We start from the raw sequence: 13,014 nt of genomic DNA, 5'->3' as shown, positions 1-13,014 counted from the left end.
GCTGGGGCGTTACCGGGAAGGCCTCTGCCGAGCATGGCTCGGCACTACAGATTCAGCCCCTCTCCCGCCTGCGGGAGAGGGGTTGGGGTGAGGGCAGCTTTGCTGGGAAAGCTCCTGCCGAGCATGGCTCGGCACTACCCTTTACTCGATGTTCTGGACCTGTTCGCGGATCTGGTCGATCAGCACTTTCAGCTCGACCGCGGCATTGGAGGTACGCGCATCCACCGACTTGGAGCCCAGGGTGTTGGCTTCGCGGTTGAACTCCTGCAGCAGGAAGTCCAGGCGGCGGCCGACCGGCTCGCGCTGACGCAGCACGCGGCGGATCTCCGCGATATGGCTGTCCAGACGGTCCAGTTCCTCGTCCACGTCGAGCTTCTGCAGCCACATCACCAGCTCCTGCTCTACCCGACCCGGGTCAACCGGGTGCGGCAGGTCGGCCAGACGCGCGGCCAGCTTGACCCGCTGCCCTTCGCGGATGGCCGGGATCAGCTCGCGGACTTCGCCGGCAATGCGTTCGACCGAATCGACGCGCTCGCTGATCGCCGTGGCCAGCTTGTCGCCTTCCCGCTCACGTGCCTGCACGAAGCTGCTGACGGTTTCTTCCAGCAAGGCCAGCGCCTCGGCATGCAGGGCGGCACTGTCGGTTGCCTCGGCACGCAGCACGCCGGGGTATTGCAGCAGGTCGGTGAAGCCCACCTGCATCCCGGGGAAGCGGCCCTGCAGGCGTTGCGCCAATTCAGACAGCTGATCCACCAGCACCTCGTTGACCGCCAGCGAGGTGGCGGCCTCCGGTGCGCGCAGGCGCATCACCAGGTCGAGCTTGCCGCGACTGACCCGGGCGGCAATGCGCTCGCGCAGCTGCGGTTCCAGCGCACGCAGGTCCTCGGGCAGACGCACGCCCACTTCCAGGAACCGGTGGTTCACCGAGCGCAGTTCGCAGCCCAGGGTGCCCCATGCGGTGATGCGTTCGCCGCCGGCATAGGCGGTCATGCTCCGAATCATGTGTTTTCCGATGTGTTTCAAAGGGCGAATGGTAACCTAGCCACCTCTGGACGCTGGTGCATCCACCACCCAGACGCCCGCCAGATCAACTCGTACTAACCGGATTCCCCATGACCTTCTCCCGTCCCAGCGGCCGTCAGGCCGATCAGATGCGCACCGTCACCATCGAGCGTTCCTTCACCCGCCATGCCGAAGGCTCGGTGCTGGTGAGCTTTGGCGACACCCGCGTGCTGTGCACCGCCAGCGTCGAGAACCGGGTCCCCGGCTTCCTGCGTGGCAAGGGCGAAGGCTGGGTCACTGCCGAATACGGCATGCTGCCGCGCTCCACCCACACCCGCTCCGACCGTGAGGCCGCGCGCGGCAAGCAAGGTGGCCGCACCCTGGAAATCCAGCGCCTGATCGGCCGTACCCTGCGCGCCTGCATCGACCGCAATGCACTGGGCGAACGCACCATTACCCTGGACTGCGACGTGCTGCAGGCCGACGGCGGCACCCGCACCGCCGCCATCACCGGCGCCTACGTGGCACTGGTTGACGCAGTGAACCTGCTGATGAAGCGCGGCGAGATCAAGCGCAACCCGCTGTTCGGCGCGGTGGCTGCGGTGTCGGTTGGTGTCTACAAGGGCCAGCCGGTGCTGGACCTGGATTACCCGGAAGACAGCGACTGCGACACCGACATGAACATCGTCATGAACGACGGTGGTGGTTTCATCGAGCTGCAGGGCACGGCCGAAGGCCATGCCTTCCGCCGCGATGAGCTGGACGCGCTGCTGGTGCTGGCCGAAAAGGGCATCCGCGAGCTGTTCGACGCCCAGCAGGCGGCATTGGCATCGGTATGAACCGGCGCCTCGCCCTGGTCACCCTCGTCGTCGCCGACTACGACGAAGCCATCGCCTGGTACACCGGCAAGCTCGGCTTCCAGCTGCTGGAAGACCTGGACCAGGGCCGCAAGCGCTGGGTAGTGGTCGGCCCGACCGATGGCAGCGCCGCCGCGCTGCTGTTGGCACGTGCCAGCGACGAGGAGCAACGCAGCCGCATCGGCAACCAGACCGGCGGCCGCGTTGGCTTCTTTCTGCACACCGATGATTTCGATCGCGACCACGCGGCAATGCTTGCACAGGGCGTGGAATTCCTCGAAGCGCCACGCGAAGAACCCTATGCCACGGTTGCGGTGTTCCGCGACCTGTACGGCAACAACTGGGACTTGTTGGAGCCCAAGCAATGAAACTGGTACTGGCCAGCGGCAACGCCGGCAAGCTGAAAGAACTGCAGACCATGCTGGCCGACCTGCCGCTGCAGATCGTGCCGCAGCGCGAACTGGGCGTGGACGATGTGCCGGAAACCGGCCTGACCTTCGTCGAGAACGCGTTGATCAAGGCCCGCCATGCCTGCACGGTGACCGGCCTGCCAGCGCTGGCCGACGACTCCGGCCTGATTGTGGATGCACTGGACGGCGCGCCCGGCCTGTACAGCGCGCGCTACGCCGGCAGCCCCACCGACGATGCCGCCAACAACGCCAAGCTGCTTGATGCGCTGCGCGATGTCCCGCCCGAACGCCGCACGGCGCGCTTCTACGCGGTGATCGTGCTGCTGCGCCATGCCAACGACCCGCAGCCATTGATCTGCGAAGGCAGCTGGGAAGGCCGCATCATCGACGAACTGCGCGGCAACAACGGCTTCGGCTACAACCCGGTGTTCCTGGATGAAGAGCTGGGCCTGACCGCTGCGCAGATGGAACCGGCGCAGAAGAACGGCCGCAGCCACCGCGCCAAGGCGCTGCAGCTGTTGTTGCAGCGCATGTCGCAACTTGCGTTCGATTGACCACGGAGATCAGGGAATGACGCCACGCCGCTATCGGACCCGGATGGGGCTTGTGCAGTTGGTCGCCATTCTCGGCGCTATCAGCGGTGCGATCGTGGGCGCCATGCTGGCGTATGACGGGGAGCAATCCTGGCTCGCACTGCCGCTTTGGGCGCTTGGCTGCGCGCTGGTCATTTCACTGATCGCTGCTCCCATCCTGTGGCAACGCGTGGTGCTGGATGAGCGGACAGGCCAGCTCCGCTACCACAACATCGCCACCGCGCACCGCTGGCGCAAGGTGGACCTGGTGGACGTGCTTGAGATCCGCTACGACAACTTCGCCGACAAGCGCAAAGCCATGGTTTCCGGCCTGTATCTGCACATGCGCAATGGCAGCCGACCGGCGCGCCACCGTCTCATGGACAACGAGGTCGGCAACTACCAAGGGCCGTCACCCATGTTCCGCGATATCAGCGCAGCCGTAGTGCGTGCACAACCACGTTCGCTGGTCGATCCAATCCTGCTGGCCGGGCAATAGCGCCCGCACCCCTGTACTCCCACTCTTTCCAACAGCCGTCCATGCCGCACTCCCACGACCACTGCAACCATCTTCCCGGCGAATCCTGCGCGATCGATCACGGTCACGCTGCCGGCGTGCAGCTGGTACCGCCGCCACTGGCGCTGTACGTGCACCTGCCGTGGTGCGTGCGCAAATGCCCGTACTGCGATTTCAACTCGCATGCCGGCAAGGGCGACCTGCCCTTCGACGCCTATATCGATGCGCTGATCCGCGACCTGGACCAGGACCTGCCACTGGTCTGGGGCCGCGTGGTCAGCAGCGTGTTCTTCGGCGGCGGCACGCCCAGCCTGTTCCCGCCAGAGGCGATCGACCGCTTCCTGCAGGCAGCCAGCGCACGGCTGCGTTTCGCGCCGAACCTGGAAGTCACGCTGGAGACCAACCCCGGCACCGCCGAGCACGGCCGCTTCGACCGCTACCGCGCGGCCGGCGTGAACCGCATCAGCTTCGGCATCCAGACCTTCAATGATGAGGCGCTCAAGCGCCTTGGCCGTATCCACGACAGCAACGAGGCCGAGCGCGCGGTCAAGCTGGCGCAGGACGCCGGCTACAAGAACTTCAACATCGACCTGATGTACGCGCTGCCACAGCAGACGCTGGCACAGGCCGAGCACGATCTTGAGCGCGCCTTCGCACTCGACCCCACCCATATCTCGCACTACCAGCTGACGCTGGAGCCGAATACGGTGTTCTTCGCCCGGCCGCCGCAGGGCATTCCGGACGAAGACAGCGCCTGGGACATCCAGGAACACTGCCAGGCACTGCTTGCCGAGCGCGGCTATGGCCAGTACGAGGTCAGTGCCTATGCCCGCGACGGTTGGCAGTGCCAGCACAACCTCAACTACTGGCGCTTTGGCGACTATCTGGGCATCGGCGCCGGTGCCCACGGCAAGATCAGCTCCGGCGCCGAGCAGCAAGTACTGCGCCGCTGGAAGCACAAGCATCCGCAGACCTTCATGGACACCGCCGGCAGCCTAGCCAGCATCGGCGGCGATGACGTGATCAGTCCCGAGCGGCTACCGTTCGAGTACATGCTCAACCTGCTGCGCCTGCACGAGGGCTTCAGCCTGCGCGATTTCGAGTCGCGCACCGGTTTGGCACGAAGCGTGCTTCTACCCTCCTTGGCAATGGCGGTGGAGCGTGGCTGGCTCACCCATGACGGGGATTACTGGACCCCGACCGAGCTTGGCCGCCGCTTCACCAACGATGTGGTGGAGTTGTTCCTGGCGTAAGACCCGCGAAAAGTGGCCGTTACATCACATAAATGATAGAAAACGCCCATTCAGGGGGAAGGAAAACAGGATGCCAGGCACCGCACCACGCTCAGCAAGCCAATCCATGGCAAGGATCGCCACAGCGCCGGTATCTGCCCGCGTGCGTCACTTGTTGGAAAGCATCTTCCAGGCCACCGATGAAGTCCTGCGCACGCCGTTGCAACTGACCGCCATCGAGCTGGAACGCGCGATGTTCAAACGCGCGGAGTTGGCCCACAACAGCCAGATCCAGTCCGACATCTATGCGCAGCTGCGGGTACTCCGCGAGCACATGGAACAATTCCCCGAACTTTTTCTTGATGCACTGGCCATGCAACTGGCGAGCTTCAAGGACCCGCCCAAGCCCGACCAGGAAGCGCACGCGGCCACGTTCAAGTCGATGACGCTGGTCGAAGACACCGACATCGACCGCGACATCGTGCTGCACGAAATGGCGCGCCGCGAAGCATTCCGCGCTCCCAGCCCCCTGCTGTTGCTGGGGCAGCGCTTTGCGGTTCTGGCCGCACAACCAGCATTTGATCCCGAGCGCCTGCCGGTCGGCCCCTACGCGCAGTGCCGGGCAGTGCGCGACGCCGGCGAGCAGATGCAGCTCAACCTCGATACCCAGTTGGTGCTGTTCCAGGTATTCGAGCGCATGGTCATGCCGCGCCATGCTGAACTGGTCGATCGTCTGAACATCCTGCTGGAACGCGAAGGCGTGCTTCCCGGTTTGGTGTATCGCCCGCATCTGCCCCGCCCCTCCGCCCCACGTGGCGCCGGCGCCGGGGGCGGTCACGCAGATGCTGGCGGCAGCGGGCCGCGCAATGCAGGCCCAACCCCGCTGACCAGTTGGCAAGGCCAGGCGCCGGCTGCATCGTGGGCCAGTATTTCCAATGAGCTGCTGGGCAGCCCTGCAGGGGCACCCACCCAGGCCAGCACCGCACCGGTGCAGATGCCCGCCAGTGGCGCCGCCATGCCACCGATGGAGAGCCTGCACAACCTGCTTGATGCCGCCCGTCACGCGCTTACGCTTGGCGCTGGCGGCGCTGGCGGCGCTGGTGGTGCTGGTGCTGGTGGTGCTGCCAGTCGCGGTGGCGGTGGTGGCGCAGCCGCAACGACAGGCACGGGCGGCATGCCCGACTTTGCCACCCTGCAGGCGCAGCGCGGCACTACAGGTTCAGCAGCAGGTGCCGGAACCACTGCTTTCGCTGGCGGTGCCAGCGCCAACAACGCGGGCGTGCCAGCCCAGCCTGTATCCACCCAGACCGCGCTGGACGTGCTGGGCAAGCTGCAGACAGCTGCATCGTCCTCCGGCAGCCGCCACAGCATGGCCGACATCCGCAACGCAATGATGGCGCAGGTCAAGGCCGAACACGGCCCTGCCGCGACGCTGTCGGTGCAGGACGGCGACACCATGGACCTGCTGGGCATGCTCTACACCGAGCTGCAGCGCGAAGTGCGCAGCGAAGGCCCAGCCGCCGATCTACTGCGGCGCCTGCAGGTACCCCTTGCCCGCGCCGCGATCAGCGACCAGGAGTTCTTCCTGCGCGACCAGCACCCGGCACGCGAGCTGCTCAACGCCGTCGCCGAATCCGGCGCGGTCTGGCTCAGTGATGAAGACAGCGATCCGGTCCTGCAACTGAAGCTCAAGGACGCGGTCAACAAGGTCGTCAACGACTACCAGGGCGACGAATCCGTCTTCGTCGAAGCCAACGACATCATCCAGGGCCATTTGCGCTCGGCGGCCCGTCGCGCGGAAATGGCCGAGCGCCGCCAGATCGACGCCGCACGCGGCAAGGAACGCCTGGAGGCCGCCAAACAGCTGGCCAACAGCACCATCGACGAACTGTGCCAGACCACCGAACCGCCCAAGTTCGTGCAGACCCTGCTGCGCAAGGCGTGGGCCGACGTGCTTACCCTCACCCTGCTGCGCAACGGCGAAGGTTCGGAAGAGTGGCAGCAACGCGAGCAGGCCACCCGCCGCATCAGCGAGATTACCGGCTTGCCGCCCGGCGGCGCAGCCGATGTCAGCTTCGGCGAGGAGATCGAGCAATCGCTGCTGCAGGTGGGCTACCACCAGGATGAGGCCGCGGCCATCTCGCGCCGGCTGTCCACACCCGGCGGCGAGGATGAGATCACTTCGCGCACCGAGCTGACCGCCAAGCTCAAGGCACGCAGCCGCCTGGGCGAGGCCGGTGAGCCGGAAGAAGAAGAGCGTCGCAAGAAAGTCGAGCCCGCCCGTACCGAAGAGGAGGAAGCGTATTACCGCCAGCTACGCACCCTGCCGTTCGGTACCTGGTTCGAATTCACCGTCAACCAGCAGGGCGACAACCGGCGCCAACGCCTGTCCTGGTACAGCCTGATCACCGGCAACGCTTTGTTCGTCAACCAGCGCGGCCAGAAAGTGTCGGAGCAATCGCTCGACGCGATGTCGCGGCTGATGGCCAAAGGCCAGCTGCGCATCGTCACCGAAGACAAGGGCCGACTGATCGACCGTGCCTGGCAGGCCACCGTGCGCGCACTGCGCTCGATCGCCGGCCAGGCCTCCAACAGCGGGGAATCCGCATGATCACCAATACCCGCCGTGCACCGCGCCTGCAGGTACCCGATCTGGTGCAGGTGCGCGACCAGATGACCGGCACCCAGATCGGCCGGCTCGGCAACATATCCGAAACCGGCATGCTGTTGATCACCTCCGTGCCGATGCAGGAGGACGCGCTGTACCAGCTGCAGTTCCCCATCCCCGATGGCCGTGGCGGCCATCTGCAGATCGACGTTGGCGTGCACCTGCTGTGGTGCGAGCCCACCCATGCACCGGAGCAGTCATGGGCCGGGTTCCGCTTCCTGACCTTGGACAAGGCGCACCGCGAGCGCCTTGCGCAGTGGATCGAAGGCAGCATCCCCGCAACCTGAGTGCCGAAAACGGCACAGCAGCGGCCTGCTGATTGCGGCAAAATTGGGGCCTGCATTCCGCATGTCCCAGCGAGCCACCGCGATGAACCAGCAAGATCCAGGCAGCCTGTACGCCCACCACCTTGGGCAGATGATCCGCCGCGCCGACGCGGCGCTGGCACGCGGTGGTTTCGATCACCTGGTGGTTCCCAGCGGCACCCAGCACTACCAGGTGTTCGACGACCGCGACTACCCATACGCGGTCAACCCGCAGTTCAAGACATGGCTGCCCCTGACCAAGCTGCCTTACAGCTGGCTGATCCACACCCCGGGCAAACGCCCGACTCTTGTGTTCTACCAGCCCTTCGACTACTGGCACGTGGTACCGGACGCCCCGAGCGGCTGGTGGGTGGAGCATTTCGACATCCACATCATCCGCAAGCCGGAAGAGGCCCTGGCGCTGCTGCCAGCCGACCCTAGCCGCTGCGCCATCCTTGGCGAAGCGCAGAGCGCACTGGGCGGCTTTGCCCCGAACAACCCGGCGGCGGTGATCAATTACCTGGAATGGCATCGCGGCTACAAGACGCCGTACGAAATCGCGCTGATGCGCCAGGCGCAGGTACTGGGCGTACGCGGCCATCGCGCCGCCGAGGCCGCATTCCGTGCCGGTGCCAGCGAATTCGAGATCCACATGGCCTATTGCAGCGCCGTCGGCCAGGATGCCAACGAGCTGCCCTACGGCAACATCATCGGCCTCAACGAGCATGCCGCCGTGCTGCATTACACAGACCTGGGCAAGCAGGCACCACAGCCGCTGCGCAGCTTCCTGATCGATGCTGGCGCTTCGGCGTATGGCTACGCCAGCGACATCACCCGCACCTATGCAGCGGCCGGCCACGACGAGTTCCAGTCCTTCATTGATGCAGTGGACGCCGCACAGCTGAAGATGTGTGCAGCGGTGCGCGCTGGTTTTGATTACAAGCAGCTGCATGTGGATGCGCACCTGTCACTGATGGGCATCCTCAAGGATTTCGGCGTGATCACTGTGTCGCCCGAAGCTGCCTTGGCGACGGGTGTGAGCGCGGCATTCTTCCCGCACGGCATCGGCCATCTGATCGGCGCGCAGGTCCACGACGTGGCGGGCTTTGCCGCCAGCGAAGACGGCGGCCGCGTCGAGCGCCCGGCCGGCCATCCCTACCTGCGCATGACCCGCGTACTGGAGCCGGGCATGGTAGTCACCATCGAGCCGGGCCTGTACTTCATCGACATGTTGTTGGATGAGGTGAAGAAGGCCGGCAACGCCGCAAGCATCAACTGGGACCGCGTGGACTTCTTCCGTCCTTACGGTGGCGTGCGCATTGAAGACGAGGTGCTATGCACCGACGGCGAAGCGGACAACCTGACCCGCCCGGAATTTGCTGCGCAGGCCTGATGTACGGGCGACATCAGTCGCCCTGTGATTGAACCCCGGGCGCGCAATGCGCCCGGGATGACTGGTGCGGCGTATGTACCAGCATCTGCTTTCGCGAGAACCTTCGCCCCCCTCAAAGGAAGCACAGCCAATCAAACTTTGGCTGCTGTTGCTGTTGCTGTTGCTGCTTCCCTCCCTTACGCGCAGCGTAGGGGAGGGCCAGGGAGGGGGGCCGTTGCTTTGGTCTGCACTTGCACTTGCACTTGCACTTGCACTTGCACTTGCACTTGCAGTTGCAGTTGCAGTTGCAGTTGCAGTTGCACTTGTACTTGCTGTTGCAGTTGCAGTTGCTGTTGCTGTTGCTCCGAGCTCTTGACGTACGGGCCCCTTCCGCAGCGACGGAGCTGGCAGACAAGACCCCGCACGGGGCGACGTGCAGGACGCACGTCGTTTTTCGACGATACATGGATGTATCGTCGAAAAATCCTGCCAGCGGAGTGGACCTGTAGCGCGCAGCGCGGAAGGCGCGTAGGCAGGGTGTGCTTTCTTTGGGCCACCTTTCTTTGCACAAGCAAAGAAAGGTGTGCTCGCGCGCCGAAGGCGGGCGAAAGCCCTTGATCTTGATCTTGATCTTGATCTTGATCTTGGTTGCGGTTGCGGTTGCGGTTGCGGTTGCGGTTGAAGCAAGAGCAAGAGCAAGAGCTTTCACTCCCCTTCGGGGAGCGAGTTACTTTTCTTTGCTTGTGCAAAGAAAAGATAACCAAAAGAAAGCACACCCTGCCTCCGCGCCCACGCCGCTGCGCGACGCGGGTCCACTCCGCCGCCGGGATTTTTCGACGATACATCCATGTATCGTCGAAAAACGACGTGCGTCCTGCACGTCGCCCCATTCGGGGTCTTGTCCGTCGGCTGCGTCGCTGCGGAAGGGGCCCGGTAGATCAAGAGCTTTAGAGCAACGCCAACCGCAACTGCAACAGCAACGGCTGGAGCAACTGCACCCCTCCCATACCCTCCCCTACGCTTTGCGTAAGGGAGGGCAAGTGCAAAAGCAACTGCTACAGCCGTGCGCCTTGCGCCTCAGCGCCTGGCCATGAAGGCTTCAATCTCGTCGGCGCTGCGTTCCAACGCACCGGTCAACACTCGGTGCCCGTCCTCAGTGATCAACACATCGTCCTCGATGCGGATGCCAATCCCGCGCCAACGCGCCTCCACACTGCGATCGTCCGGCGAGATGTACAGCCCCGGCTCGATCGTGAACACCATGCCCGGCTCCAGCAGACGCGACTCACCGGCTACCCGGTAATCGCCAACATCGTGCACATCCATACCCAGCCAATGCCCGGTCTTGTGCCGGTAGAACCGCTGGTAGTGACGTTCGAGAACGTTCTCTTCAAGATCACCCTTCAGCAGACCCAGTCGCAACAAGCCCTCGGTCAACACCTCCACCGCTGCAAGATGCCCTTCCTCGTAGGCAATGCCCGGCTGCGCCTGCTCCAAGGCCGCCACCTGCGCCGCCAACACCAGATCATGCAGCGCACGCTGCTCCTCACTGAAACGGCCATTGACCGGGAAGGTCCGGGTGATGTCGCTGGCATAGCCGCGATACTCCGCGCCTGCATCGATCAACACCAGATCGCCATCACGGCTACCGCTGTTGTTGTCGCGGTAGTGCAGCACACAGGCATTGGCGCCGGCACCGACAATGCTGTTGTATGCAGAACACGCATCGGCCGCGCGGAACTCACGCTCCAACGCTGCCTGCAATTCGTACTCATGGATACCCGCACGCGCCGCACGCATCGCCGCACGGTGCGCACGTACACTGATATCGGCTGCCGCCTGCATCAAGGCAATTTCATCGGCACTTTTGTACAGACGCTGCTCGTGCAGCAGGTGGCCAAGCTCAAGGAATTCATGCGGCGGCTGCGCACCGTTGCGCACCTGTGAACGCACCCGGTTCACCCAGCCGATCAACTTCAGATCGAAGTCGGCGTCGCGGCCAAAGTGGTAGTACACCCGTGAACGCCCTTCCAGCAGGCCCGGCAGGATTTCATCCAGATCATCGATCGGATAGGCGTCGTCCATCCCGTAAACCGAGACCGCACCATCCTGACCTGCGCGCGGGCCGTCCCAGGCTTCCCGGTCAGGATCGCGCTCACGGCAGAACAGGATCACCTCACCGTGTTTGCGCCCCGGGATCAGCACCAGCACTGCCTCCGGCTCCTGGAACCCGCTCAGGTACCAGAAGTCCGAATCCTGACGGTACGGGAAGAACGTGTCGTTGCTGCGTACCCGCTCCGTTGCCGCGGGCAATACCAGAATGGCGTCATCGCCGGCCGCTTCCATCAATTGCCGGCGGCGGCGGGCGTACTCGGCTGGGGTGATCCCGGACAGACGCTTCATCGCAACCTCAGTTCAGGCTTTGCCGGTGACGCGAGCCCATCACGCAGTCGCCGTGCAGCAGCAAAGCGGCAACGCGCACGAACTCCTCGATCTCGGACAAGGCGTCCTCGTCTTCGTCGGCGCTGTCGAACTCGTCGCTGGACGCCTGTGCCAGACGCGCCAGATCCTGCAGCGCTTCTTCGCCCTCCTCGCTCAGTGCCGGGCGCTTGCCCGAGGCCAGGCCGAAGCCACCCAGGAAAGCCCGGCACCATTCAAACAGGGCGTCGGTACGCGCCTGCAGCGGCTCGGCGGCGTCCACCAGCACCAGCTCGAAGGCGAAGTCGCGGTCTTCCAGCTGCGCGACCGTGGCCTGGCGCAGCAGGTCCAGCGCGCTGCCGGGCTCAGGGGTCGGCAGGCCGTCGTCGGCCAGCACTTTGGCCGGCCACGCAGGCTCATCGGCGCCACCGGCGGCCAACCAGCCGCACAGTCCGCCATGCAGTTCGGCCGGGGAAGCAGCCAGGCCCAGCGATTGGCTGGCCTGGAGGATGTCGTTGACGGAGGGAAGGTCGGTCATGTCACTGATCTGTAAAGCGGAGAGGAACGCCGGCACCGGCAAGATGACGACGGCCGCACAGTGTACCAATCGCACTGCATACTCCTTCTTGACCCGCCCTCACCGCCATGCCTATCGTTCCGTCCATGGACTCCTTCGACCCCGCTGGCCAGCTGCTGGCCCTCGCCTCCCGCCTCGAGCTGCTGCTTGAGCGCAACCAGCGGCTGAGCGATGAAAACCGCAGCCTGCGCCAGCAGCAGGAACAACTGATCAGCGAGCGCTCGCAGCTGCTGACCAAGAACGAACAGGCCCGCTCCCGGGTGGAAGCCATGATCACCCGCCTCAAGTCGCTGGAGCAGCACACGTGAGCAACAACGAACCGGTCAGCGTCCATATCCTGGACCGCGAGTACACCGTTGGCGTGGAACCGACCGAGCGCGAAAGCCTCACCGCGGCCGCGCGCGTGCTCGACGGCAAGATGCGCGAAATCCGCGGCAGCAACCGGATGGCGGCGGTCGACCGCATCGCGGTGTTGGCTGCGCTTAATCTTGCGCATGAGTTGCAGCAGGTGCGCGATGAGCAGGTTGCCCAGCAGCAGCGCTTTCAATCGGCCATGAACGAGTTGAACCGCCGTCTGGACCTGGCCATCGACAACGCGCGTTGATCCAGCTGACCAGCTCAGACAGATGAATCCGCGATTAGTGAAATACGACTGCACGTAGCCGCGCAACCTCGCTATACTGGCGACGCGTTCTCTGCTGTGAACGACGGCGTGTGCAAACATTCGCCTTGTCCCTTAATTACGACCACGGGGGCGCGACGGAGCCGGGTGTGCAGGTCCGCCTTGTAGCGGGAAGCCCGATGGCCCCCCAGCGTTCCCACTTGAACCCCGGGTTCAAGGTCGTTTCGCACGCATCGTCACCGCGGAGAATGCAATATTCCAGAACGGCGCCTAACGGCGCCGTTCTTTTTTTTGTCCTTCTCCCGGCGGGAGGAGAGGCGGAAGGACGGGGAACTTCTGTAGTGGCGGCCCAAGCTAGGCAAGTGCAGATACGGAATAGCCAATACCCACCAAAGGTGGGGCCTACAAAAACATTTGGGCCCCACACCGGCGCCCAGACCCCCCCGCCCGTCGCGCGAGACC

The 13,014-nt window shown here is 64.5% G+C and carries 13 protein-coding genes and 1 other RNA gene; 11 read left to right on the top strand and 3 right to left on the bottom strand.

Translation table 11 applies throughout. From position 1 onward, the window contains the following. Window positions 1-141: 141 nt before the first annotated feature. Complete coding sequence (locus tag ACVOLS_RS20445; protein WP_481547146.1) at window positions 142-1,002, bottom strand: YicC/YloC family endoribonuclease; 861 nt, start codon at window positions 1,000-1,002, stop codon at window positions 142-144. Between the two features lie 110 nt (window positions 1,003-1,112). Between ACVOLS_RS20445 and rph the strand changes: the two genes are divergently transcribed. The 8 genes from rph (at window position 1,113) to pepQ (ending at window position 8,956) form a co-directional block, all read left to right on the top strand. Then, window positions 1,113-1,841 (top strand): ribonuclease PH, encoded by a 729-nt coding sequence (gene rph, locus ACVOLS_RS20440; RefSeq protein WP_481547145.1) that lies wholly within the window; start codon window positions 1,113-1,115, stop codon window positions 1,839-1,841. After that, window positions 1,838-2,227, top strand: a complete 390-nt coding sequence (locus ACVOLS_RS20435; protein ID WP_481547144.1) for a VOC family protein — start codon at window positions 1,838-1,840, stop codon at window positions 2,225-2,227. The genes rph and ACVOLS_RS20435 overlap by 4 nt, the downstream gene beginning before the upstream one ends. Then, complete coding sequence (gene rdgB / locus ACVOLS_RS20430; RefSeq protein ID WP_481547143.1) at window positions 2,224-2,823, top strand: RdgB/HAM1 family non-canonical purine NTP pyrophosphatase; 600 nt, start codon at window positions 2,224-2,226, stop codon at window positions 2,821-2,823. The genes ACVOLS_RS20435 and rdgB overlap by 4 nt, the downstream gene beginning before the upstream one ends. 16 nt (window positions 2,824-2,839) lie before the next feature. Then, window positions 2,840-3,340, top strand: coding sequence for a hypothetical protein (locus ACVOLS_RS20425; RefSeq protein WP_481547142.1), 501 nt, complete (start codon window positions 2,840-2,842; stop codon window positions 3,338-3,340). 41 nt (window positions 3,341-3,381) lie between these two features. Continuing rightward, window positions 3,382-4,611, top strand: a complete 1,230-nt coding sequence (gene hemW, locus ACVOLS_RS20420) for a radical SAM family heme chaperone HemW (protein WP_481547141.1) — start codon at window positions 3,382-3,384, stop codon at window positions 4,609-4,611. A gap of 106 nt (window positions 4,612-4,717) precedes the next feature. Beyond that, window positions 4,718-7,201 carry a DUF1631 domain-containing protein gene (locus tag ACVOLS_RS20415; RefSeq protein WP_481547140.1) on the top strand — a complete coding sequence of 828 codons (2,484 nt, stop codon included), beginning with the start codon at window positions 4,718-4,720 and terminating at the stop codon, window positions 7,199-7,201. Then, complete coding sequence (locus tag ACVOLS_RS20410) at window positions 7,198-7,545, top strand: PilZ domain-containing protein (protein WP_481547139.1); 348 nt, start codon at window positions 7,198-7,200, stop codon at window positions 7,543-7,545. The genes ACVOLS_RS20415 and ACVOLS_RS20410 overlap by 4 nt, the downstream gene beginning before the upstream one ends. 82 nt (window positions 7,546-7,627) lie before the next feature. Further along, the gene (pepQ, locus tag ACVOLS_RS20405) at window positions 7,628-8,956 is read left to right on the top strand and encodes a Xaa-Pro dipeptidase (protein ID WP_481547147.1); all 1,329 of its coding nucleotides are present in this window, start codon (window positions 7,628-7,630) and stop codon (window positions 8,954-8,956) included. A 1,056-nt stretch (window positions 8,957-10,012) separates the two neighbouring features. Here the strand turns inward: pepQ and ACVOLS_RS20400 are convergent. Further along, on the bottom strand, window positions 10,013-11,338 hold the full coding sequence (locus ACVOLS_RS20400; RefSeq protein WP_481547138.1) for an aminopeptidase P N-terminal domain-containing protein: 1,326 nt from the start codon (window positions 11,336-11,338) through the stop codon (window positions 10,013-10,015). Window positions 11,339-11,345: 7 nt separating this feature from the next. Beyond that, on the bottom strand, window positions 11,346-11,891 hold the full coding sequence (locus ACVOLS_RS20395) for a YecA/YgfB family protein (protein ID WP_481547137.1): 546 nt from the start codon (window positions 11,889-11,891) through the stop codon (window positions 11,346-11,348). A 125-nt stretch (window positions 11,892-12,016) separates the two neighbouring features. On the opposite strand from ACVOLS_RS20395, the gene ACVOLS_RS20390 reads away from it, so the two are divergent. The 3 genes from ACVOLS_RS20390 (at window position 12,017) to ssrS (ending at window position 12,804) form a co-directional block, all read left to right on the top strand. Continuing rightward, window positions 12,017-12,238: a TIGR02449 family protein gene (locus tag ACVOLS_RS20390; RefSeq protein WP_282273125.1), complete on the top strand. Its 222-nt coding sequence runs from the start codon at window positions 12,017-12,019 to the stop codon at window positions 12,236-12,238. Beyond that, window positions 12,235-12,534 carry a cell division protein ZapA gene (locus ACVOLS_RS20385; protein WP_481517729.1) on the top strand — a complete coding sequence of 100 codons (300 nt, stop codon included), beginning with the start codon at window positions 12,235-12,237 and terminating at the stop codon, window positions 12,532-12,534. Before ACVOLS_RS20390 ends, ACVOLS_RS20385 begins: the two co-directional genes overlap by 4 nt. Before the next feature lie 85 nt (window positions 12,535-12,619). After that, a non-coding RNA gene (gene ssrS / locus ACVOLS_RS20380) (6S RNA) lies at window positions 12,620-12,804 on the top strand. Window positions 12,805-13,014 lie beyond the last annotated feature (210 nt).

It is taken from the genome of Stenotrophomonas sp. STEN038 (assembly GCF_056759895.1).
Note: the sequence above shows the minus strand (reverse complement) of the source record. Positions and strands in the feature narration are given on the sequence as shown.